Below are 19,370 nucleotides of genomic sequence, written 5' to 3' on the forward strand. Positions count from 1 at the left end.
CGTTTCGGGTGAGATGCTTGAAAACGTATCCATGCAAGTGGATACCCCCCGCACAACATCCGGGTCACCCGCCCGGGGCGCGAAGGAATGTCATGGCATCCATCGTTCTGACCAATGTCGACAAGATCTACGCCGGTGGCGTGAAGGCTGTGAACGGGCTCAACCTTGAGATCAAGGATGGCGAGTTCATGGTGCTGGTCGGCCCATCAGGTTGCGGTAAGTCGACCGCGCTCCGGATGATCGCCGGTTTGGAGGACATCAGCGGTGGCGAGATCGCGATCGGCGAGAAGGTGGTCAACCACCTGCCGCCGAAGGACCGCGACATCGCCATGGTCTTCCAGAACTACGCCCTGTACCCGCACATGACAGTCGAGGAGAACCTCGCCTTCGGCCTCAAGCTTCGCAAGATGCCCAAGCCGGAGATCCAGAAGCGCGTCAACGACGCCGCCAAGATGCTCGGCCTGGAGACGTACCTCAAGCGCAAGCCGGCCGCCCTGTCCGGTGGTCAGCGCCAGCGTGTCGCGATGGGCCGCGCCATCGTCCGCGAGCCCCAGGCGTTCCTCATGGACGAGCCGCTGTCGAACCTCGACGCCAAGCTCCGTGTCTCCATGCGCGCCTCGCTCAACCAGATGCACGAGCGCCTCGGCGTCACCACCGTCTACGTCACGCACGACCAGGTCGAGGCCATGACGCTGGGCGACCGCGTCTGCGTCCTGCGCGACGGTCTCCTGCAGCAGGTCGACACGCCGCAGAACCTGTTCGACAAGCCGGTCAACCTGTTCGTCGCCGGGTTCATGGGCTCGCCGTCCATGAACTTCGTCACGGCCGAGCTGGTCCGCGACGGCGGTGCCGCCGTCACGTTCGCCGACCTCAAGCTGGACATCCCGGAGTCGACCTTCACCGACAAGCCGGGCCTCGACCAGTACATCGGCAAGCAGGTCATCCTCGGCATCCGCCCGTCCGACTTCGAGGACGCCGCCTCCGCCGGCCAGAACGCCAACGGCTGGGCCACGCTCTCCGTCAAGGCGGAGGTCACCGAGGAGCTCGGCTCCGAGATCAACGTCCTGTTCCTGATCGACGCCCCGCCGGTCGAGCACAAGGACACCGTCGCCGCCGCCGACGCGGACGACGAGGAGGCGGCGCTGCCGCTGGTGGGCGACAAGTCGCTGTGGACCGCCCGGGTGAACGCCCGCAGCCACGCCCGTCCGGGTTCGAGCCTCGACCTGGTGCTGGACACGCACAACATGCACTTCTTCGACCCGACCTCCGGCCTGGCCATCGGCCACGAGGCGAACGTCGGCAAGTGATCTCCACCGAATCTCGGCCGTGAGCCCGCTCACGACCGACTGGGCGTGAGTCCCCCCTCACACCCGCCTGGGTGCGATCACCTCGCACCCGGACAGGGCCCCCACCGCGACCCCCTCCCGCGGTGGGGGCCCGCCTGCTTTGTACGTCCTCCTCAGCGGCCGAATCTCGCCGCCGTGCCGCTGACGATCGTGCGAGGGACGAACTTGCCGATCGCCACGACCGCCTTGTATCGCACATCCGGGATCGACACCCGCTTGCCCAGGGCCAGGTCGCGCATGGCCGCGTTGACCACATTGTCGGCCTTGAGCCAGAGGAAGCCGGGAATGTGGGAGGTGTCCATGTACGCCCGGTCGTGGAACTCCGTTCGCACGAAGCCGGGACACAGGGCCATCACCTTGACGCGCGGATTGCCCACCTCGGCCGCGGTCGCCTCGCTGAAGTTCACCACCCACGCCTTGGACGCGCTGTAGGTGCCGTGGACGAAGAACGCCGCGACGGAGGCCACGTTGATCACGGCGCCCCGGTCGCGCTCCTTCATTCCGGGCAGTACGGCCAGCGTCAGCCTCAGCACGGCCTCACAGTGGACCTTGAGCATGCGTAGCTCATCCTCGACCGGCACCTCCAGGAAATTTTGGGGGTGGCCGAAGCCGGCGTTGTTCACCAGGAGATCGACCCCGTCGCGCAGCCGCGCCTCGACCCGGGCGAGGCCGTCGTCGGTGGCCAGATCGGCGGGCAGCGACTCGACGCTGACGCCGTACCTGAGCTTGAGCTGGCCCGCGATCTCGCCCAGCCGGGCCTCGTCGCGAGCCACCAGGACCAGGCTGAACCCGTCGGCGGCCAGCCGGCGGGCGAAGGCGGCGCCGATGCCGGCGGTCGCGCCAGTGATCAATGCGGTAGGCATGGCAGCACCTTAACGCCTCTCCTGTCACCGTCCGATGGCAGTGTGCTCACTGGTGCTCAGGGGCCTCCGATGTGCTTCGGGCGGGATTGGGCTCCGCCAGGCGCCGGGCGAGTTCGTCGCGTTCACGGGTGATCTGGGCGAGTTCGTGCTGTAGCTCGATGATGCGGCGGATGGCCGGCAGCGTCATGCCCTGGTCCATCATCGTCACCACTTCCTGGACACGGCCGATCTCGTGACGGCTGTAGCGGCGCTGTCCACCCGCCGAGCGCTGGGGGGAGACGACCTGGTTGTCGTCGATGCGCCGCAGGAAGGCCTGCTGTACGTCCAGCATGCTCGCCACCTGACCGACAGTGAAGAGGGCCGCGTGTTCGTCGTCCATGGGTAGTTTCATGACCGTTCCTCCTGTCGAAATGCGGGCGGCTCCGTCCCGGTGGCGCACGAAGGGGCCGTACCGGGGCGGGGCCGTAGCCTGTCCAGGTGCAAGGGTGCCGCGTGGGCGGTCAGCTCTTGATCGCCTTGTGTGACTCGGCGGTGCGCTGGATGGTCACCTTGCGCGGCTTGGCCTGCTCCAGCACCGGGATCCGCACCGCCAGCACGCCGTTGTTGTAGGCGGCCTCGATCGCGTTGGCGTCCAGGTGCTCGGACAGGTAGACCCGGCGAGTGAAGGAGCCCATCACCCGCTCCCGGACGAACAGGCGCTCCTCCTGCTCGTACTCCTCCTCGCGCCGGGCGGTCACCGACAGGACGCCGCGGTCGACGGTGACCTCGATGGAGTCGGGGTCGACGCCGGGCAGGTCGAACCGCAGCACGACATCGTCGGCGCGGCGGAGTCCGTCCATGGGCATCGTCGCCCCGTTGCCCTGAGCGTTGGCTTGGCGGGCGAGACGGTCGAACTGACGCTCGAACTCCTGGATGAACGGGTCGATCGACGTGAGCAGCATCGCGCTTCACCTCCGAAGACACCCGGGGGCCCCTCAGTCCCCCGGAATACCTATCCTCCGTCCGAGAGGAAACCTACAGCTGAGATTATAGGTTTCATCCAGGCGAAGTTGTCAACTGATTGCCGCAGCGCCGATCCGGCGACCGGGGTTGGGCGGCCGCCGGATGCCGATGCAGAAGGGGCTAGGCCACCTTGGAGGAGGGTGCCGCCCAGGTGTTGCACGAGCCCGGGTCGCCGGTGGCGAAGCCGCGCTTGCTCCAGGCGACGATGGTGGCCGTCTTGCCGTACCAGCGTGCCTCGCCGGGTGAGTCACCGTTCTGCATGCTCTGCAGGTAGTTCCAGTCCTTGATGGTCCTGCCCTTCAGCGGCCAGACGCTCTTGATGAACGCGCCGGAGAGGCACTCGTTCTGGAGCTTGCTGCGCCGGCTCAGCTCGCGGTCCTCGGCTTTGCTATGGACCGACAGCGCATCATAGGCGTCGGCGATCCCGACGAGCTTCTTGACGTGCCAGCCGTACATGTAGGAGACCGTGCTGAGCAGCCACATGTCGGACGGATCCTTGAGCCACGTCTTGCCGACCTGGAAGATCAGCGTGTTGGTGCGGGCGCAGTAGTAGGTCGTGGAGTCGTCGCTGTCCATCTTCGTGCCGCAGTACGTCTTCGGGATCTTGTCCACGTGCCGCACCTTGGGCTTGCTGAAGGGCAGGCCGGCGGCGGTGAGGTGCTGTTCCCAGGTGGTGTCGAGGCAGGCGACGATCGCGTCGATGTAGGCGCGGACCAGCTTGCGGTTGTTGCGCTTGACCGGCGGCTCGTCACAGGTCGTGGCGGGTAGCGCGCCGGCCTCGTAGAGGGGGTTGGCGATCAGCTTGGGGTGTTTGACGGGGGTGGCCGCCGTCGTGGCGGCGTTGGCCGTACCGGCTAAGGAGAGCATCGACGCGACGGTCAGCGCCATGATCGAGAATTTTCTCACGAGGGGTGAGAATAGGGCCGCGGGCGCGTTTTCGCAGCATTAATTCCTTTGTATCCGTTCCTTCACTGTGCGTCGTCTCGATGTGGGGGCGCGGGCCTGCCGGGGTGGAGGCCGGGAATGGGCGGCCTCAGGGGTCACCGGAGGAACAAACATCGCTATTGACTCGCCAACCACCAGTACCGTCACGAATGCTATTTATTGTCATGTGAAATGTTAGATATCAAAATCAGCGCCGTCATTCGCGTGTCGGCGAAAATTAATTCCCTTACCCCTTCACATGGAAGCGGCGACCTCTCAAGATGAAAAAGTTCGCCAGAATCGCTTCATGGAAGGGAAGATTCATGAGTGCACGCTCAAGGCGCGCCGCAATTGTCGCTTTTGCGACATTGCTGGCAGTCTCGGGGTTGAGCGCGACCGCGACCGCAGCACCTTCCCCTGCCGCGTCCGCCACGGGGGCGGTGAACAAGTCCGACAGCAAGAGCATCCAGGCCCACTGGACCGCCGAACGCATGCGCGCGGCCACGCCGGAGCCGCTTGTGGCGGCCCCGGACGCGAAAGCGGTGCCGGAACAGGTCAAGAACGTCCTGCCCAGCCGCGCGGCCGAGGGATCGCTGCCGACCAGGAAGATCAGCCGGTCCGCCAGCCCGTCGGCCGGTCTGCTCGCCGGCCAGCGGGCCGAGCGCTGGGGCCGCCAGGGCAGCATGCCCGCCCTCACGATCGGCAAGATCTACTACACGCGTAACGACAACAGCTCCGGCTACTGCACCGGCAGCGTGATCAACGCCGCCAACAAGAACACGGTCTGGACGTCCGGCCACTGCGTGCACGCGGGCAGCGGTGGCGCGTCCGGCTGGTTCCGCGACTTCATCTTCGTCCCCGACGCCGACAACGGTCTCGAGCCTCAGGGCCGCTGGACCTGGCGATACGCCAACACGACCAACGGCTGGTTCAACAGCCACAACTGGAGTTTCGACATCGCGGCCATCGCCTTCAACCCGCAGCCGGCCCGCGGCAACCTCCAGGACTGGCTCGGCTCGCAAGGCTACAAGTTCAACCAGGGCCAGGCGTGGACCGGCATCAACGCGTTCGGTTTCCCGCAGGACGGTTACCAGCGCACCGACTTCACCGGCAACGACCTGTGGTACTGCTTCGGCAACACCACCCGCGCCAGCTCCTCCGACGACCGCATGCTCATGAACAACGACATGTTCCACGGCTCCAGCGGCGGCCCCTGGCTGCAGGATCTGCAAGTGAGCCGCGGCTGGGGCTACATCATCGGGGCCAACAGCCACCGGGACGTCGACGCCAACCAGAACCCGACCAGCATCGTCTACAAGTCGCCCTACCACGGTGACGGGGCTGTCAACGTTTATAACGATGTAACAGCCCACTAATCACGATAAAAAAGGCGAGGGGCTTATCGGCCCCTCGCCTTTCGTCATCCCGGACTGGCCTCATTCATGCGCTCCTTGGTCCAGTGGGACGCGATGTCCTGCGGAGCGCGCGTATTGTGGATCCCGGTCGCCGCCTCGTCGGAAGCGGGACCACGGAAAATCACGACCACCGTCGCCGCCACCACGAGGGCGGCGCCGACTGTCACAAGTGCGATGGCTTTACGCCTCATACCGCCATGGTACGACCAAGCGCCCCGATCGAAGGCGCAGAGGGTTATGCGCGGTGATATGTCCCGGTTAGGGATGGGCGTGGAAGGGTGGGCGGCAGCTCTCGTCGTTCGGAGAGGGGCTCGGCGGGGGAGCTCTGCGCGCTCAGCCGCCAAGGCCTCGTCTGTCGGATCGACCCCGCCTGGCGCCTTCGATCAGGTCCTCGACCTGATTGTTCAGCCGCGAGCCGCGGGTCCAGCCCGCGTAGTGGGTGAGGAAGACCACGACCTCCCGCAGCTCACTCTCACTCAGCTCGCCCGCGCGCAACGCGGCGTCGAGCTGCACCTCCAACTGGTCGTCGATGCCCTGCCCGACGAGCAGGCCGAGCAGGAGCAGGCGGCGCTCCTTGGCCGAGAGGACGCCGCGCGACCAGACGTCGGCGAACATCCGCTCCGCCGTCATGCCGAAGCTGTCCACAGTCTCCATGGCCGGTTCTGTCATTGTCCGCTCCGGGTAGCAGGGGTCCCTCTATCTTTCGCTACTTTGCCGGTGGAACCAATGGGGGCACGCCAACGTAGTTCGGGCGTCCGCTTCGAGCGGGTCTGTAACAACTGAAGCCAAGGTACGGCCAAGATTTGGTCAAGATTTATCACCGTACACTCGGCCTCATTCCGCATGAAAACGGGCACAACAACTCCGTTGGTCCGTAAAGCGGAGGTAAGCCCTGGTGGAAAGAACACGGGCTTGGATCGCGCTCATGGCCGCGATCGTCATGCTGTCAGCGTGCGGGCAGCCGGATTTCACCTACGTACGTGACAGGGAAGGCACCACCTACTTCAAGGTGCCGTCCTCCTTCAGTCAGCTCAACGCCTATCCGATCGAGCTCTCCCTGTCGGGCGACCATCCGAACTCGGAGGCGGCCCGGCTGCGGCGCGAGCGGGTCTGGTCCACGGCCTTCGACCAGTCGGCGCGGCCGTCCGTCGCACACCTGCTCAGCTCGACCGATCCGTTCATCTACGCCACCGTGCACAAGCTCACCGACGAGCAGCGGGACGGGATGTCGCTGGATCGGCTGCGTGACTTCGTCCTGCCGGTGACCGCGCAGATCCGCGCGCTCTACCTGTCCAATGCGACCGAGGCGGGCCGGCAGCCGCTGTTCAGCCGGTTCGAGCCGATCAGCGATCAGATCCTCCAGCTGGACCGTGGCGCCAGGGGAGTGCGGGTTCGCTTCAACTACCAGATCGGCGGCGACGTCCAGACCTTCGACCACACCGCCATCCTCGACGAGCAGGGAGCCACGGTCTCCGTGATGCTCATCGGCTGCCAGGCGATCTGCTTCAGAGCGCGCGCGGCCGAGTTCGACAAGATCGAGCAAACCTTCAAGCTGCTCCGGCTGCCCGGATGAGGGAGCGTCATTGACCACGACCACGCATCACGGAGGGCTGCGCGCGCCCGGTAGTGGCCCCTCCGACCCCGAAGCCGTGACCAGGAAGAAGATGCGGTTCTGGGATCGCAGCAAGTTCCTCATCGGGCTGGTCCTCGCCTTCCTCGTCCTCACCTGGAAGGTGATGGCCGACTACGAGGGCATCGTGTCCTTCGGCGAGGCCATGCGGGCCATCGCGTACACCTATCAGTGGATCTTCTGGCTGCTGGGCGTCGAGGCGCTGCGGCAGCTCCACTTCTTCGTCAGCGAGCGGTGGTCGGCCTACCACCGTTTCTGGAGCCACCGTGTCTTCGGCGGGTTCGAGCGGTGGTCCCACCGGCGGTTCGACGACTGGACCAGGTATCGCTTCTCCCGCGCCGCGAAGATCATTTTCTGGGTGGTGCTGATCGCGCTGGTACTCGGCGCGGTGCTCGAGACCAGCCCGTTCCTCGCCCTGTTCAGCGCGCCCGCGCTGATCTGGAAGGCGATGCCGTTCCTGATCCAGATCGCCTTCTTGTTCTTCGTGGTCATCATCCAGTTCGTCGGCCTGTTCTGGTTCCTGTCCAGAGGCGGCGTCGAGACGTACTTCCCCGACGACATCAAGACCCGCTTCTCCGACGTCTGGGGACAGGACCACGTGGTCGAACGCGTCCAGGAGAACATCGTCTTCCTGGAACGACCCGACGAGATCGAGAAGCGTGGCGGGTACGTGCCCAGCGGCCTGCTGCTGTGGGGGCCGCCGGGCACCGGCAAGACGCTGATGGCCGAGGCGGTGGCCGGCGAGACCGGCAAGCCGTACGTGTTCGTCGACCCCGGCGCGTTCACGAACATGTTCATGGGCATCGGCATCCTCAAGGTCAAGACGCTCTTCAGGAAGCTGCGCAAGCTCGCGCTCCGGTACGGCGGGGTGATCGTCTTCTTCGACGAGGCCGACTCGCTCGGCAAGCGCGGCCGGCTCGCCCAGCAGGGCCCGCAGGGACAGGGCGGCGGCGGCTTCGCCGGCTGTCACGGTGCCAACTATCTGTCCGACGAGACCCGCTCGGTGCTCGCCTTCCGCGCCCGGCGGGAGGTGGAGGAGCCGGAGACCCGCAACCGCTTCTTCATGGGCGGCGGCATGAACAGCGGTGACCCGGGCACGCTCCAGGCTCTGCTCACCGAGCTGTCCGGGCTCAAGAAGCCGCGCGGCTTCTTCAACCGCCTGGTCAGGCGGCTGCTCGGGATGCGGCCCAAGCCGCCGCCCAAGTTCCGCATCCTCGTCATGATGGCCACCAACCGGCCCGACGCGCTCGACGAGGCGCTGCTGCGCCCCGGCCGCATCGACCGCATCTACAAGGTCGGCTACCCCTCCAAGGCCGGACGGGTCCGCACGTACCAGGGCTATTTCGACAAGGTCGACCACGAGCTGACCGAGCAGCAGATCGACAAGCTCGCCACCATCACCCCGTACGCGACGGGCGCCACGATCAAGGACCTGGTGAACGAGTCGCTGATCACCGCGATCCGCGACGGCCGGGAGATCATCTCCTGGTCCGACGTCCTGCGGGCCAAGCGGCTCAAGCAACTCGGCCCGCCCGAGGACGTCGAGTACATCGAGCGAGAGCGGCACGCCGTGGCCGTGCACGAGGCGTGCCACGCCGTGGTGGCCTACGTGACCCGCTTCCACCTGGAGATCGACATCGCCACGATCGAGAAGGGCGCCGACTACCTGGGCATGGTCGCCTCGATCAAGCCCGAGGACCAGTTCACCCGGTGGAAGTCCGAATACGAGGCCGACATCATGGTCTCGCTCGCCTCTCTGGCGGGGGAGCGGATGTTCTTCGGCGAGGACAACTCCTCCGGGGTCTCCAGCGACCTGCACTCGGCCACGTTCCTGACGGCGCTCATGGAGTCGTACTGGGGGATGGGCTCGGGCGTCACCTCCCTTCCCGCGCTGCAGGAGCTGGAGATCCACGGCGGCAAGGCGATGCCACGGCGCGGCGGCGGTGGCCCCATCGGCATCACCGAGCGGGAGCCGAGCCGGGGCCAGGCCGAGCTGACGCCTGATGTGCTGGGCGAGCGGATCGAGTTCAACCTGGTACGGCTGCTGGAGAAAACCGAGCGGCTGCTGGAGGAGCATCGCCGGGACGTGCTCTGCCTCGCGCACGCGCTGGAGACGCACAAGACGCTCAACGGCGACGACGTGGTGGCGATCATCGAACGGGCGACCGGGCCGCTCATCGACGGCACGATCTACGCCTCTGACGAGCTGTACCAGGAGCTGGAGGAATACCACCGGGACGCGGCCAGAGCGCACAAGGAACACAGCCGGATCGAGCGCGACCTGCCTGGGCAGGTGGAGGAGCCTGCCTACCAGCCCAACGGTCAGACCGCCGGGTGGCCGGTTCTTCAGCCCGAGCCGATAGGGACTGTGCTGGAGGCCGAGCCCGTCGTGGTGACCGCCGAGATCGTCGCCGAGCCGGGCCGGCCGGTTTCCGCCGTCGAGCCGGGGCGGCCCGAGTTCCTCGCTGAGCCGGGCAGGCCCGAGTTCGTGCCGTGGGCGCCCGACCCCGCGCCCGTCCACGCGGCGCCGTCGCCCCTGCCGGTCGAGCCGCCGCCACCCAGGCGCCGGGCGTGGGTCGTCGTCGCCAGCCTGCTGGCGCTCGTCGTGCTCGCGCTCCTCACCGGCCTGGCCCTGACGGGCGCGACCCCGGTCGCCGGGATGGCCTCGCCCGGACTGCTGCTCGTCCTGTTCGTCGTCGTGGTGGCGGTGATCGTGGGCACCGGCCTGGCGCTGATCGCCATCAAGGCCGTACGAGCGGCGCAGGCCAAGGCGGAACACGAACGCGACCAGGCCCACGCCAGGGCGCAACTGCTGGCCGCCGCGATGGACCCCGACACGGCCATGCGGCTGCTCGGCTACGACGGCAGAGGAACGGACAGGAGGCCCTAGTGCGGACGGGAGCCTGAAGCGGCCGGGAGCCCTAAAGCGGCAGGGAGCTCTAAACGCGTATGTCGAGCCGGCCGATCGGCTCGACCAGCTCCTCCTCCTCGTAGGTGAAGTGCGAGGACAGGACGGCGGCCAGTTGCTCGGCCTCGGCCCGTACCCGGTCGAGGCCGGTGTCGCCGGCCACCAGCTCCACGCACGCCTGGTCAAGCCGGGTCAGCAGCCCGGCGATGACCTCGTGCTCCTCCTTGAGCTTGTCGATCACGGGCCCGAGCGAGCCGTCGCGCTCGAGTATCGCCGGATACATGGCCTCGTCCTCGATCGTGTGATGCACGGTCACCAGCCGGCAGAACGTCGCGCAGAACGCGCCCAGCGTCCAGTAGTTCTGGCGCATGGTCAGCTGATTGATCACCGAGCGCAGGGCGGCCGCGTCGAGAGCGCCCGCGGCGACCTGGTCGAGCGCGTCCAGGACCTGCCGCATCTCCTGACGGTAGCCGTCGTGCACGTCGATCAGGTGCCGCCCGAGCTGCCGCTGTCCCGGCGTGAGCGCCGCGGGATCGTGCTTGTGGCCGCGTGGCCTGCGTGCCTCGTCGAGGTCGGTGATCACCACTGGCACTCCAGCCCGGCGGCCTCGGGCGCGAGGAAGGCGCCGTACCACAGGTCGTACATGAAGATCCCCCTATTTTGTAATGAATGATCTCACGGCCCCATTGACTCTCCGTGCTGATTAACACGACGTTCACATTCGGGCAAAAAGCAGGAAACGGTTGACCGCAAGACTCGGCGTGGCTGTGAGACATCCTGAAAGGACCGACGTGAGCTACAAGGCTGAGTACATCTGGATCGACGGCACCGAGCCCACCGCCCTGCTGCGCTCGAAGACCAGAATCCTGGCCGACGGAGCCGAGCCGCCGGTCTGGGGTTTCGACGGTTCCAGCACGAACCAGGCCGAGGGCCACTCCTCGGACCGCGTGCTCCGTCCGGTCTTCACCTGTCCTGACCCGATCCGTGGTGGCTCCAGCGTGCTGGTCCTTTGCGAGGTCGAGGAGATCGACGGCGTCCCGCACAAGAGCAACACCCGCGCTCTGCTTCGCCCGATCGCCGAGCAGTTCGCCGACCAGGAGTCATGGTTCGGCATCGAGCAGGAATACACCTTCTTCAAGGGCAGTCGCCCGCTGGGCTTCCCCGACGGCGGCTTCCCCGCCCCGCAGGGCCCCTACTACTGCGGCGTGGGCGCCGACGCGATCTTCGGCCGCGACATCGTCGAGCTTCACCTTGACCGCTGCCTGGCCGCCGGCCTCGCGATCTCCGGCATCAACGCCGAGGTCATGCCGGGTCAGTGGGAGTTCCAGGTAGGCCCGGCCAGTCCGCTGGAGGTCTCCGACCACATGTGGATCGCCCGCTGGCTGCTCTACCGCACGGCTGAGGAGTTCGGCGTGGAGGCCACCCTCGACGCCAAGCCCGCCCGTGGCGACTGGAACGGCGCCGGCGCGCACACCAACTTCTCCACCAAGGCGATGCGCGAGGGCTACGACCCCATCATCACCGCCTGCGAGGCGCTCGGCGAGGGCGACAAGCCGATGGAGCACATCACCCAGTACGGCGTGGGCATCGAGAGCCGCCTGACCGGCGCCCACGAGACCGCCCCGTGGAACAAGTACAGCTACGGCGTCTCCAACCGCGGCGCCTCCGTACGCATTCCGTGGCAGGTCGAGGTGGAGAAGAAGGGCTACATCGAGGACCGCCGCCCCAACGCCAACGTCGACCCGTACGTGGTCACCCGCCTGCTGGTCAACACCTGCTGCGCGGCCCTGGAGAAGGCCGGCCAGGTCTGATCCGGTAGAGAAGTAGAGAGGAACGCGGGCACCCCCGATACGGGGCCCGCGTTCCTCCGTCTCTCACGCCAGGCGGGACTGGTAGACCCTACGGGCCTCCTCCACGACCGCCAGGTAGTCGGCGCTCACCCGGTCCCTGAGGAGCTCTTCGAGCAGTTCCAGCCAGCGCAGGCAGAACGTCACGTCCTCTTCCCTGGCCACCCGCCGGCCCTTGACGTCGAGGTAGACCGGGCTCGTGTGCGCCCGTACCTGCCCGCCGCCCTCGGCGACCGCCACCACGTAGGTCGGCCAGATCACCGTCAGCTCCGCCGCCACCTCACCGGGCGGGCCCGCGGCCAGCTCGCCGTCGGCGGTCAGCAACCGTACGTTCTCCACCAGCGGCCCGATCACCCGTCCGATGACGCGCACCCTGGTGCCGGGGGCCAGATCCAGGGTGGCGCCGGGGCCTTGGCCCTCGATGGACAGCTCGAGGAACGGGCCGGTCGTGGCGAACGTGCGGCCGCACCGTACCGCGTCGGCGTAGGACTCGGCGGTCAGCCGCCCGGCCACGTGCGCGTAGGTGCGTTCGCGTCCGATCGGCCCGAGGCGTTGGGCCGTACCGGCGACGGCGGCGACGCGGTTGCCCGCGCCGATCAGCCTGCGGTAGGCGCGGTCCGAGCCGATCGCCGAGCAGAAGCTGTCGACCAGCCCGAGCGCCGCGTCGACCACCGACAGCCGCGCGTCGTAGTGCGGATCGCCGGCGCCAATGAGTTGCTCGGGTGTCTCGACCGGCCCGCGGAAGGCGTTGGCGTAGCTGATGAGCGCGCCTCGTTCGCGCAGCTTGCGGACGTTGTCGTAGCCCTCTTCGGGGCCGAGCGCGTGGTGGGCGAGATCCACCCTGGCCACGTGCGTCTCGTCCGACCACGGCAGATCGCGCCCCGACCAGCGCTCCATGGCGTCCTGGTCGCCGGGCAGCAGGTTGACCACGTGCAGGTCCTCGCCGTGCTGCGAGTCGGCCACCCACTGGGACGGCCGGGTGAGGGGGACGTGGAGGTCGGCGCCGTACCAGCCGCGGGCCGCCGCGTCGTAGATGCGCCGGGGTGCCAGCTCGACCAGCGTCTCGCCGTCGCCTGGTAGGAGTTTCGTCTCCGCCCAGTCGTACTCCATGCCTCTGGCCGCCCTGACCGTCAGCGGTTCGCGTGGGACGTCGAGCACCAGGTCGTCGCCGTGGAAGTACGGCAGGCCGTCGAGGTCGCGGGCCGGCGGGGTGTCGCGCGGGAACCAGCCCTTACCGTCGGCGCTCCACACGCTCCAGCGGCAGGGGAAGCCTGCCCGCAGCCGGATCGTCCGCTGAGCGGTCTGCTGGGCAGCCCGCTCGGTAGCCCGTTCAGTCGGTCGTTGGGCGGTCTGTTGAGCAGTCTGTTGGGTAGCCCGCGCCTTGGTCGACGGCGCCGGGGTGGTCGGCGCCTCGATTAATGGTGTCGGATCGTCACGCATCGGCTTCTCCCTGTAATCGAAGGCGCCGTTATCGTGACACGACCATCACTCGCCGGGAAGCGCGTGCTTCCCGGCGGGGTGGTTTTCTTCCCTCCAGGTAGAAGGACCTAGAGCCGGAAGTTCATATCCGGTGCGATGTCCACGACGTCCATCTGGGCCTTCTGCAGGTGGCCGGAGTGGTCCCAGTTCATCGCCTGCCAGCGGGTGAACTGGTCGAGCACCCACATGCCGGACTGGCGGCTGCCGTTGCCGGACTTGCCGTTGCCGCCGAAGGGCAGGTGCGCCTCGGCGCCCGACGTCGAGTTGTTGACGCTGACCATGCCGGCCGAGATGCCCTCGCGGAACTTCCACGCGTGCCGGGCGTCGGTGGTGTAGATCGAGCTGGACAGGCCGTAGCCGGGCAGGTTGGCCAGCTCGATGGCCTCGTCGATCGTCTCGAAGGTCGTCACGCCCACGATGGGCCCGAACGTCTCCTCCAGGAAGAGCTGATCGGTCGCCTTGACGCCATCGACCACCACGGGGTGGTAGAAGAGGCCGCCGTCGCCGGTGAAGTCGCGGCGCGGGGCTTGGTCGGTGATTTTCCCGATATTTCCGGACACGACGCGGTGGTGGGGCTGGATCCAGGTCAGGTACTCCTCGTACCGATCGGCGAACTTCTGGTCCAGCAGCGGGCCCGCCAGCACGTCCTGCTCCGGGTCACCGATCTTGGCGTTCTGTACGGCCTGGGCGAACCGCTCGACGAACTCATCGTGCACGCTCTCATGCACGATGACCGTGCCCAGGCTGGTGCAGCGCTGACCGGCCGTACCGAAGCCGGAGAACAGCGCCCCCTCGACAGCCAGATCGAGATCGGCGTCCGGCATGATCACCATCGGGTTCTTCCCGCCCAGCTCCAGGCAGGCCGCCTGCAGATGCCGCCCGGTGAGCTCCCCGATCTTCCTGCCGACCTCGCTGGACCCGGTGAAGCCGACCTTGTGCACCGTGCCCTCCTCCAGCGCCAGCTCCAGCCCCTGGAAGGTCTGGACGCCGTCGGCGAACACGATGTTCAGCACCCCGTCGGGCAGCCCGGCGGCGGCGAACAGCTGGTACATCGCATGGGCGGAGGCCGCCGCGTACTCGGCCGGCTTCCACACCACGGCATTGCCGCAGAGCAGCGCCGGAACCAGATACCAGGACGGCACCGCGACCGGGAAGTTGCCGGCGGTGATCACCGCCGCCACGCCTACCGGGTTGCGGAAGGTGAAAAGCTTCTTGTCCGGCATCTCCGACGGCACGGTCTGCCCGTACAGCCTGCGGCCCTCGCCGAGGAAGAAGTCACACGTGTCAACGATCTCCCGCACCTCACCCAGGGCTTCGGCGTACGGCTTGCCGATCTCCTGGGTGACCAGGTGGGCCAGCGCCTCGGCATTGGCCTCGACCAGCCGCCCGATCGACGCGATCACCCGCCCCCGCACCGGAGCCGGCACCTTGGCCCACTCCCGCTGCGCCTCCTTGGCGGTGCGGCAGGCGTCGGCGAAGATCTGGGCATCGACCAGGCCGACGCGGGCGACGACCTCGGCGATGCGTGCGGGGTTGGTCGATTCGTACGTGTCGGTGCCGGCGGCATCCTTGCCACCCACAACGGAGACGATCTGACGGGTCACCGGAGCCTCCTCATTTGGTTCTCAACCACAGCCCATCATCCCTCAAGCACGGGCTTCGCTGCGCTCAGGCTGTTTTGCCAGTTGACAGGCATGGCCTTCGCTTGCGCTCAGACTGTGCTCATTGGGGCTCCGCCCCGGCGAGGGGCCCCGGCCCCTCGCGCTCCCCGGGGGGTTGACCGTCTGGGGCCAGGTCGTCAGCACGTCCTTTGACCGACGGGCCCAGCCGCTGAGCTACCGCAGCTGATCGGCGGGCCAGGCTGAATGTTCATCGAGCTTGCCCCAGCAGGATGCGCGACCACAGTCGTGTCGCTGCGGGGGCGCGCAGCCAATCGCTTTGATGTTCGAGCACGCCATCACAGCGGTAGAAACGCCGGACGAACATCAAGCCGCCTGCCTGGCACAACTCGTAGACGATCTGCTGGCACTCGCAGGTGTAGTCGCAGACACGCACCCGTGTGGTGCGTCCATGGCATCTCTGCCAGGCCACGCGCCTGTACCCAGGTTCCACCGCCGCTGCATGAAGCCCGTGGTACTCGTCATCGAGCTGGGCCAGATTCGCCATGGGATCACGCCTCGTCGTCAGGCGGAAGAGCGATCTCCTGTTGCCGTCGCAACTCTTGGACGAGGGCGGCGTCATCATCGGCATACACCGTCTGTGCCATCCCGGCATTCACCTGCGCGTTGCTCAGGGAGATCCCGCGCCGTGTGGCGTACCAGGATCCGGGGCCGTTATCAGCCGTACTGCGCCAGATCACCCAGTTGGGGTATTGGGCTGCGAAATCATGAAGTGTCATGGGCCTGCCTTGCTCAAGACGGGTCAATGCTTCTACGAATGTAGCTACATACGAACGTAGCTGCAATAGGAAGCACGTACAGTCCTACGTAGCTTCGAAGCCATGGCCATTGATCCCAGCGCCGACCGCCCGGTCTACAAGCAACTCGCGGACCTGATCCGGGCGCGCATTGAACAGGGAGAGCTTCAGCCGGGGCAGAGGCTTCCCGCCGAGAGCGACTATGTGGCCGAGTTCGGCATCTCCCGTGACTCTGTCCGTCGTGCCATGGCCGTACTCAGAGGAGAAGGGCTCATAGTCACCCAACTCCGAGGTTCACGCGTCCGAGATGCAGGCGAGGCGGTCACCGTCCCCATCGCTCACGGCACGAGTTTGATGGCACGCATGCCAACCGAACCCGAGCGCAAGGAACTCGGCATGGCTGAAGGCATCCCGATACTGGTCATCACATCCCCAGACGGAGAAACCCGCCTGCTGCCCGCAGACCAGACCATCATCGAGGTCAGTGACCAGGGGTAGACGGCTGCCTGTCGGCCGGTGCTGGACGTTCTCGTCACCGAGCCAGCGGTTAGGGGCCAACCTTCCTAGTCCGGCCTCCCCGTAGGCAGCTCGGGGAATGAGTGGGTGCTTGGGCCTATCGTTGCCCCGTGGACTTCAAGCCCGATGAGCTCCGCTGGCAGGCCGTGGCGGACGAGATCCGGCGCAGGATCGCAGCAGGCGTATACCAACCGGGCATGCCCGTTCCCGGCGAGCCGCGACTGGCCGTCGAACTGGGCGTCTCCAAAGGGACTGCCCGCCGAGCGCTCAATGCCCTGCTTGCCGACGGCACGCTGTACTCGGTCCTGGGCAAGGGAACCTTCGTCGGCGTGCCCAACGACACCGAACGCGCTGAGCAACAAGCGTCCACAGGCTGAGCACCAGGCCGCTGGTCAGGGGCTGTCTTCGGCTTCCTTCCCCTGAGCTCTGTTGCGCGAAGCTCTGTTGCCCCGGGCCCTACCGGCGGTGACCAGGAGATAGGTCAGGGCGAGGATGGCTAGCGCAGTGGCAGCGCCGTACATGGTCGTAACGCCGGAGGAGACGGTCAGCCCGCCGAGGAGGGTCCCGGCGCCGATGCCGACATAGATCGCGGAGGAGTTCAGGGCCACGACCAGCGGAGCCTCCTGGGGGGCGACGGCGATCAGCCGGTGCTGCTGCGGAGGCGTCTGGCACCAGCTGCCCGCGCCCCAGGCCATGGCGAGCAGGCCGACCAACACCGGGGAAGTGGTGTGGGTGGCGGCCATCGCGCCGAGGAGCCCCAGGCCGGTGGCCATCGTCAGGTAGCCGGTGGTCAGGACGCGGACGCTGCCCCAGCGGTCGGTGGCGTATCCGGCGGCGAGGTTGCCTGCGACGGCGCCCACGCCGTAAAGGGCCAGGACCCAGACGGTGGCCGAGGGGCTGACGCCGACAGCCGACAGGGCGGGGACGCTGTAGGCGTACACCGTGTAGGCGGCCGCCATGCCGAGCACGGTCAGCGGCAGGATAGCGCGGACGGCGGGGTTGCCCAGGACGGCCAGGCGGGTGCGTAGCGGGACCGGCGGGTTGGCGGGCAGGGCGGGTAGCAGGAGGGCCACGCCGATCGCGGTGATCAGGCAGAGGCCGGCGACCAGCGCGAGGGCGGAGCGCCAGCCCAGCCAGTGGCCGGCCAGGTCGCCGAGCGGTACGCCGAGCGCGGTGGCGATGGTCAGCCCGCCGATGACCACGGCCAGTGCTCGGGCTCGTCGTTCCGGGCGTACGAGGGTGGCGGCCACGGCGCCCGCGTTCGGGGTGAACGCGGCGGCTCCCGCGGCGGCGGCGATACGGGAGGCCATCAGCAGTGCGAAGTCGGGGGCCAGCGCGGAGCCGAGGTTGGCCAAGCCCAGGACGAGCAGGGCGGCGACCAAGAGCGCGCGGCGTGGGGCGCGGGCGGTCGCGGTGGCCAGGAGTGGAGACAGTAAGGCGTAGCTCGCGGCGAAGACCGTGACGGCCTGCCCGGCCGTGGCGGTGGATATGTCGAGGTCCGCGGCGGTGCTGGGCAGGAAGCCTGCCATGACGAAGGCGTCAGTGCCTACGGAGAAGGTGCCCATGGCCAGGACCAGGACCGGGCCCAGTCCGCCCTGCCGGAATGGGCGCTGGTGGGCCGCCCTGCCCCGGCTGGTGCGGCCCATAGGTGCGGAGGCTTGGCCGCTCATTATCGAGACATTAAGCATCCCGATTCTCCTTCGTAAGAGAGCCTGGCCGATCGGCCAGGCCGTGTCGTCGGTCGTAAGAGAGCCTGGCCGATTGGCCGGGCCGTGTCGTCAGCTGCCGAGTCGCTGGTGGAAGCGTTGTGTTCGGCGGGGAGCGCCGGCGGGGCTGGCGGCGATGAGGTCCGCGAGCGTCTGAGCGGCCAGCTCACGCCGCCAGGCCAGCTCGGCGCGGCGCATCGCGGTGGCGATGCCGCATGGGCGCTCGAACTCCCGGGCCGGGGTCTCCGCGCCGGCGCCGCGCTGCCGGATCTCGGTGCAGCGGAACGCCTCGGCCGAGCCTTCGATCGCGCTCACGACGTCCATGAGCGTGATGCGCTCGGGCGTACGGGCCAGGCGGTAGCCGCCGCGCGCGCCTGGGGTGGACGCCAGGATGCCCGCTCGGACCAGCGGCTGTAGCCGCTTCTTGAGGTAGGCAGGCGGGAGTTCGAAGATCTCCGCCAGTTGGCCCGTGGCCACTGGAGCCTGTTCTTCCAGCCATGCCAGTGCCAGACAGCAGTGCAGGCCCCACTCGACGCCCTCGCCCATGAACATATCAGGGATATTACATGTCCCGATTCGCGGCTTCGTAGGGGATGCGGGCTCGTAGCCCGGATCGGGTCCAGGGCGCGATTCATGGAGGGCGGTATGGGGTTGTTTCGCGGGGTCGGTTTCACGGCGACCGGCGACGATCGGTCAGCTGATCCAGCGCACCGGCTGTCCGGTCAGGCGGGAGATGGTGTCGAAGTCGGCGTCTGCGTGCAGCACGGTGAGCTTGTGGTGCCGGGCTGTTACCGCCATGAGCAGGTCGACCGGCGCGGCGCATTGGTGCCAGCCCTTGTCGGCGAGTTCGCGCTGCAACTCGCCGGTCTCGTTCCAGGCGGATTCGGGGATGACGTAGCACGGAAAGGTCTCCCGGAGGAGATCGCCGGCCTCGTAGAAGGCGGGTCGGCCGCCGACGGCGCGAAGATACTCCTGTCTGACCGGTTCAACGATGCCGACGAGCCCGGCCGAGACGGTCTGGTCCCATTCCGTCCCCGCCTGGCCTCGGTAGAAGCGGACCAAGGCGCTGGTGTCGATGAGATAGAGCTCCGTCACGCCACGCCCGGTTGTGCGCTGTCACCCTTGTCGATGGCGGAGAAGTCGATCTCTCCCTGAGCCACCATCTCACGCATGCGCGCCACGGCCGCCGCCCGTCTGCGTCTATCGACGATCTCTCGCAGGGCGGCGTTGACCGTGTCTTTCTTGGATGAGGTGCCGAGCAGCTTCGCGGCCTCGGCCAAGGCTTCGTCGTCGAGGTCGATCAGGGTCTTGGTCATGA

23 protein-coding genes are annotated in these 19,370 nt (G+C 67.5%); 7 read left to right on the forward strand and 16 right to left on the reverse strand.

The genetic code is table 11. The features are described 5' to 3' along the window. The first annotated feature begins 92 nt into the window (after positions 1–92). Positions 93–1,307 (forward strand): sn-glycerol-3-phosphate ABC transporter ATP-binding protein UgpC, encoded by a 1,215-nt coding sequence (ugpC, locus tag AB0H88_RS08900; protein WP_357642713.1) that lies wholly within the window; start codon positions 93–95, stop codon positions 1,305–1,307. Positions 1,308–1,459: 152 nt separating this feature from the next. Here ugpC and AB0H88_RS08905 read toward each other — a convergent pair whose 3' ends face one another. The 5 genes from AB0H88_RS08905 to AB0H88_RS08925 form a co-directional block, all read right to left on the reverse strand. Further along, on the reverse strand, positions 1,460–2,209 hold the full coding sequence (locus tag AB0H88_RS08905; RefSeq protein WP_357642714.1) for an SDR family oxidoreductase: 750 nt from the start codon (positions 2,207–2,209) through the stop codon (positions 1,460–1,462). A 46-nt stretch (positions 2,210–2,255) separates the two neighbouring features. After that, positions 2,256–2,600, reverse strand: a complete 345-nt coding sequence (locus tag AB0H88_RS08910) for a MerR family transcriptional regulator (RefSeq protein WP_357642715.1) — start codon at positions 2,598–2,600, stop codon at positions 2,256–2,258. A gap of 109 nt (positions 2,601–2,709) precedes the next feature. Then, the gene (locus AB0H88_RS08915; protein WP_357642716.1) at positions 2,710–3,150 is read right to left on the reverse strand and encodes an Hsp20/alpha crystallin family protein; all 441 of its coding nucleotides are present in this window, start codon (positions 3,148–3,150) and stop codon (positions 2,710–2,712) included. 181 nt (positions 3,151–3,331) lie between these two features. Continuing rightward, entirely contained in the window at positions 3,332–4,117 is a 786-nt protein-coding gene (locus AB0H88_RS08920; protein WP_357642717.1) for a neutral zinc metallopeptidase, read from the reverse strand. Between the two features lie 265 nt (positions 4,118–4,382). Further along, positions 4,383–4,583, reverse strand: coding sequence for a hypothetical protein (locus AB0H88_RS08925; protein ID WP_357642718.1), 201 nt, complete (start codon positions 4,581–4,583; stop codon positions 4,383–4,385). On the opposite strand from AB0H88_RS08925, the gene AB0H88_RS08930 reads away from it, so the two are divergent. Beyond that, positions 4,576–5,511: a hypothetical protein gene (locus tag AB0H88_RS08930; protein ID WP_357642719.1), complete on the forward strand. Its 936-nt coding sequence runs from the start codon at positions 4,576–4,578 to the stop codon at positions 5,509–5,511. The genes AB0H88_RS08925 and AB0H88_RS08930 overlap by 8 nt on opposite strands. A 44-nt stretch (positions 5,512–5,555) precedes the next feature. On the opposite strand, the gene AB0H88_RS08935 is transcribed toward AB0H88_RS08930, so the two are convergent. Continuing rightward, positions 5,556–5,741, reverse strand: coding sequence for a hypothetical protein (locus AB0H88_RS08935; protein ID WP_357642720.1), 186 nt, complete (start codon positions 5,739–5,741; stop codon positions 5,556–5,558). A gap of 142 nt (positions 5,742–5,883) precedes the next feature. Next, positions 5,884–6,219: a carboxymuconolactone decarboxylase family protein gene (locus AB0H88_RS08940; RefSeq protein ID WP_357642721.1), complete on the reverse strand. Its 336-nt coding sequence runs from the start codon at positions 6,217–6,219 to the stop codon at positions 5,884–5,886. A 226-nt stretch (positions 6,220–6,445) separates the two neighbouring features. Between AB0H88_RS08940 and AB0H88_RS08945 the strand changes: the two genes are divergently transcribed. Both AB0H88_RS08945 and AB0H88_RS08950 read left to right on the forward strand, forming a co-directional pair. Next, positions 6,446–7,123 (forward strand): hypothetical protein, encoded by a 678-nt coding sequence (locus tag AB0H88_RS08945; protein WP_357642722.1) that lies wholly within the window; start codon positions 6,446–6,448, stop codon positions 7,121–7,123. A 10-nt stretch (positions 7,124–7,133) separates the two neighbouring features. Next, complete coding sequence (locus AB0H88_RS08950) at positions 7,134–10,070, forward strand: AAA family ATPase (protein WP_357642723.1); 2,937 nt, start codon at positions 7,134–7,136, stop codon at positions 10,068–10,070. A 49-nt stretch (positions 10,071–10,119) separates the two neighbouring features. On the opposite strand, the gene AB0H88_RS08955 is transcribed toward AB0H88_RS08950, so the two are convergent. Next, on the reverse strand, positions 10,120–10,674 hold the full coding sequence (locus AB0H88_RS08955; protein ID WP_357642724.1) for a hemerythrin domain-containing protein: 555 nt from the start codon (positions 10,672–10,674) through the stop codon (positions 10,120–10,122). A gap of 205 nt (positions 10,675–10,879) precedes the next feature. Between AB0H88_RS08955 and glnII the strand changes: the two genes are divergently transcribed. Further along, entirely contained in the window at positions 10,880–11,899 is a 1,020-nt protein-coding gene (gene glnII, locus AB0H88_RS08960) for a glutamine synthetase (RefSeq protein WP_357642725.1), read from the forward strand. A gap of 63 nt (positions 11,900–11,962) precedes the next feature. Here glnII and AB0H88_RS08965 read toward each other — a convergent pair whose 3' ends face one another. From AB0H88_RS08965 to AB0H88_RS08980, 4 genes are all read right to left on the reverse strand, one after another. After that, positions 11,963–13,375: a CehA/McbA family metallohydrolase gene (locus tag AB0H88_RS08965; protein ID WP_357642726.1), complete on the reverse strand. Its 1,413-nt coding sequence runs from the start codon at positions 13,373–13,375 to the stop codon at positions 11,963–11,965. 107 nt (positions 13,376–13,482) lie between these two features. Continuing rightward, complete coding sequence (locus AB0H88_RS08970; RefSeq protein ID WP_357642727.1) at positions 13,483–15,018, reverse strand: aldehyde dehydrogenase family protein; 1,536 nt, start codon at positions 15,016–15,018, stop codon at positions 13,483–13,485. 265 nt (positions 15,019–15,283) lie between these two features. Continuing rightward, positions 15,284–15,580: a hypothetical protein gene (locus AB0H88_RS08975; protein WP_357642728.1), complete on the reverse strand. Its 297-nt coding sequence runs from the start codon at positions 15,578–15,580 to the stop codon at positions 15,284–15,286. A 4-nt stretch (positions 15,581–15,584) separates the two neighbouring features. Further along, positions 15,585–15,812 (reverse strand): hypothetical protein, encoded by a 228-nt coding sequence (locus AB0H88_RS08980; RefSeq protein ID WP_357642729.1) that lies wholly within the window; start codon positions 15,810–15,812, stop codon positions 15,585–15,587. A 102-nt stretch (positions 15,813–15,914) separates the two neighbouring features. On the opposite strand from AB0H88_RS08980, the gene AB0H88_RS08985 reads away from it, so the two are divergent. Next, the gene (locus AB0H88_RS08985; RefSeq protein ID WP_357642730.1) at positions 15,915–16,328 is read left to right on the forward strand and encodes a winged helix-turn-helix domain-containing protein; all 414 of its coding nucleotides are present in this window, start codon (positions 15,915–15,917) and stop codon (positions 16,326–16,328) included. A gap of 128 nt (positions 16,329–16,456) precedes the next feature. Further along, positions 16,457–16,723, forward strand: a complete 267-nt coding sequence (locus AB0H88_RS08990; protein ID WP_357642731.1) for a winged helix-turn-helix domain-containing protein — start codon at positions 16,457–16,459, stop codon at positions 16,721–16,723. Positions 16,724–16,738: 15 nt separating this feature from the next. Here the strand turns inward: AB0H88_RS08990 and AB0H88_RS08995 are convergent, their stop codons facing one another. The 4 genes from AB0H88_RS08995 to AB0H88_RS09010 form a co-directional block, all read right to left on the reverse strand. Beyond that, a complete protein-coding gene (locus tag AB0H88_RS08995; RefSeq protein ID WP_357642732.1) occupies positions 16,739–18,016 on the reverse strand; it encodes an MFS transporter in 1,278 nt (425 codons plus the stop codon). 108 nt (positions 18,017–18,124) lie between these two features. Further along, on the reverse strand, positions 18,125–18,604 hold the full coding sequence (locus AB0H88_RS09000; RefSeq protein ID WP_357642733.1) for an Rrf2 family transcriptional regulator: 480 nt from the start codon (positions 18,602–18,604) through the stop codon (positions 18,125–18,127). 141 nt (positions 18,605–18,745) lie between these two features. Continuing rightward, positions 18,746–19,147 (reverse strand): PIN domain nuclease, encoded by a 402-nt coding sequence (locus tag AB0H88_RS09005; RefSeq protein WP_357642734.1) that lies wholly within the window; start codon positions 19,145–19,147, stop codon positions 18,746–18,748. Beyond that, a complete protein-coding gene (locus tag AB0H88_RS09010; RefSeq protein ID WP_357642735.1) occupies positions 19,144–19,368 on the reverse strand; it encodes a type II toxin-antitoxin system VapB family antitoxin in 225 nt (74 codons plus the stop codon). Before AB0H88_RS09010 ends, AB0H88_RS09005 begins: the two co-directional genes overlap by 4 nt. Between the last annotated feature and the right edge of the window lie 2 nt (positions 19,369–19,370).

The organism is Nonomuraea sp. NPDC050680 (assembly GCF_040654555.1).
Lineage (GTDB): Bacteria > Actinomycetota > Actinomycetes > Streptosporangiales > Streptosporangiaceae > Nonomuraea.

Bases quoted from the DNA above. Each gene is read 5' to 3' on its own strand.
- AB0H88_RS08935 (WP_357642720.1), bottom strand. From the start codon at position 5,741: ATGAGGCGTAAAGCCATCGCACTTGTGACAGTCGGCGCCGCCCTCGTG.
- AB0H88_RS08985 (WP_357642730.1), top strand. From the start codon at position 15,915: ATGGCCATTGATCCCAGCGCCGACCGCCCGGTCTACAAGCAACTCGCG.
- AB0H88_RS08965 (WP_357642726.1), bottom strand. From the start codon at position 13,375: ATGCGTGACGATCCGACACCATTAATCGAGGCGCCGACCACCCCGGCG.
- AB0H88_RS09000 (WP_357642733.1), bottom strand. From the start codon at position 18,604: ATGTTCATGGGCGAGGGCGTCGAGTGGGGCCTGCACTGCTGTCTGGCA.
- AB0H88_RS08910 (WP_357642715.1), bottom strand. From the start codon at position 2,600: ATGAAACTACCCATGGACGACGAACACGCGGCCCTCTTCACTGTCGGT.
- AB0H88_RS08940 (WP_357642721.1), bottom strand. From the start codon at position 6,219: ATGACAGAACCGGCCATGGAGACTGTGGACAGCTTCGGCATGACGGCG.
- AB0H88_RS09010 (WP_357642735.1), bottom strand. From the start codon at position 19,368: ATGACCAAGACCCTGATCGACCTCGACGACGAAGCCTTGGCCGAGGCC.
- AB0H88_RS08995 (WP_357642732.1), bottom strand. From the start codon at position 18,016: ATGAGCGGCCAAGCCTCCGCACCTATGGGCCGCACCAGCCGGGGCAGG.
- AB0H88_RS08980 (WP_357642729.1), bottom strand. From the start codon at position 15,812: ATGACACTTCATGATTTCGCAGCCCAATACCCCAACTGGGTGATCTGG.
- AB0H88_RS08975 (WP_357642728.1), bottom strand. From the start codon at position 15,580: ATGGCGAATCTGGCCCAGCTCGATGACGAGTACCACGGGCTTCATGCA.
- AB0H88_RS08915 (WP_357642716.1), bottom strand. From the start codon at position 3,150: ATGCTGCTCACGTCGATCGACCCGTTCATCCAGGAGTTCGAGCGTCAG.
- AB0H88_RS08905 (WP_357642714.1), bottom strand. From the start codon at position 2,209: ATGCCTACCGCATTGATCACTGGCGCGACCGCCGGCATCGGCGCCGCC.
- ugpC (WP_357642713.1), top strand. From the start codon at position 93: ATGGCATCCATCGTTCTGACCAATGTCGACAAGATCTACGCCGGTGGC.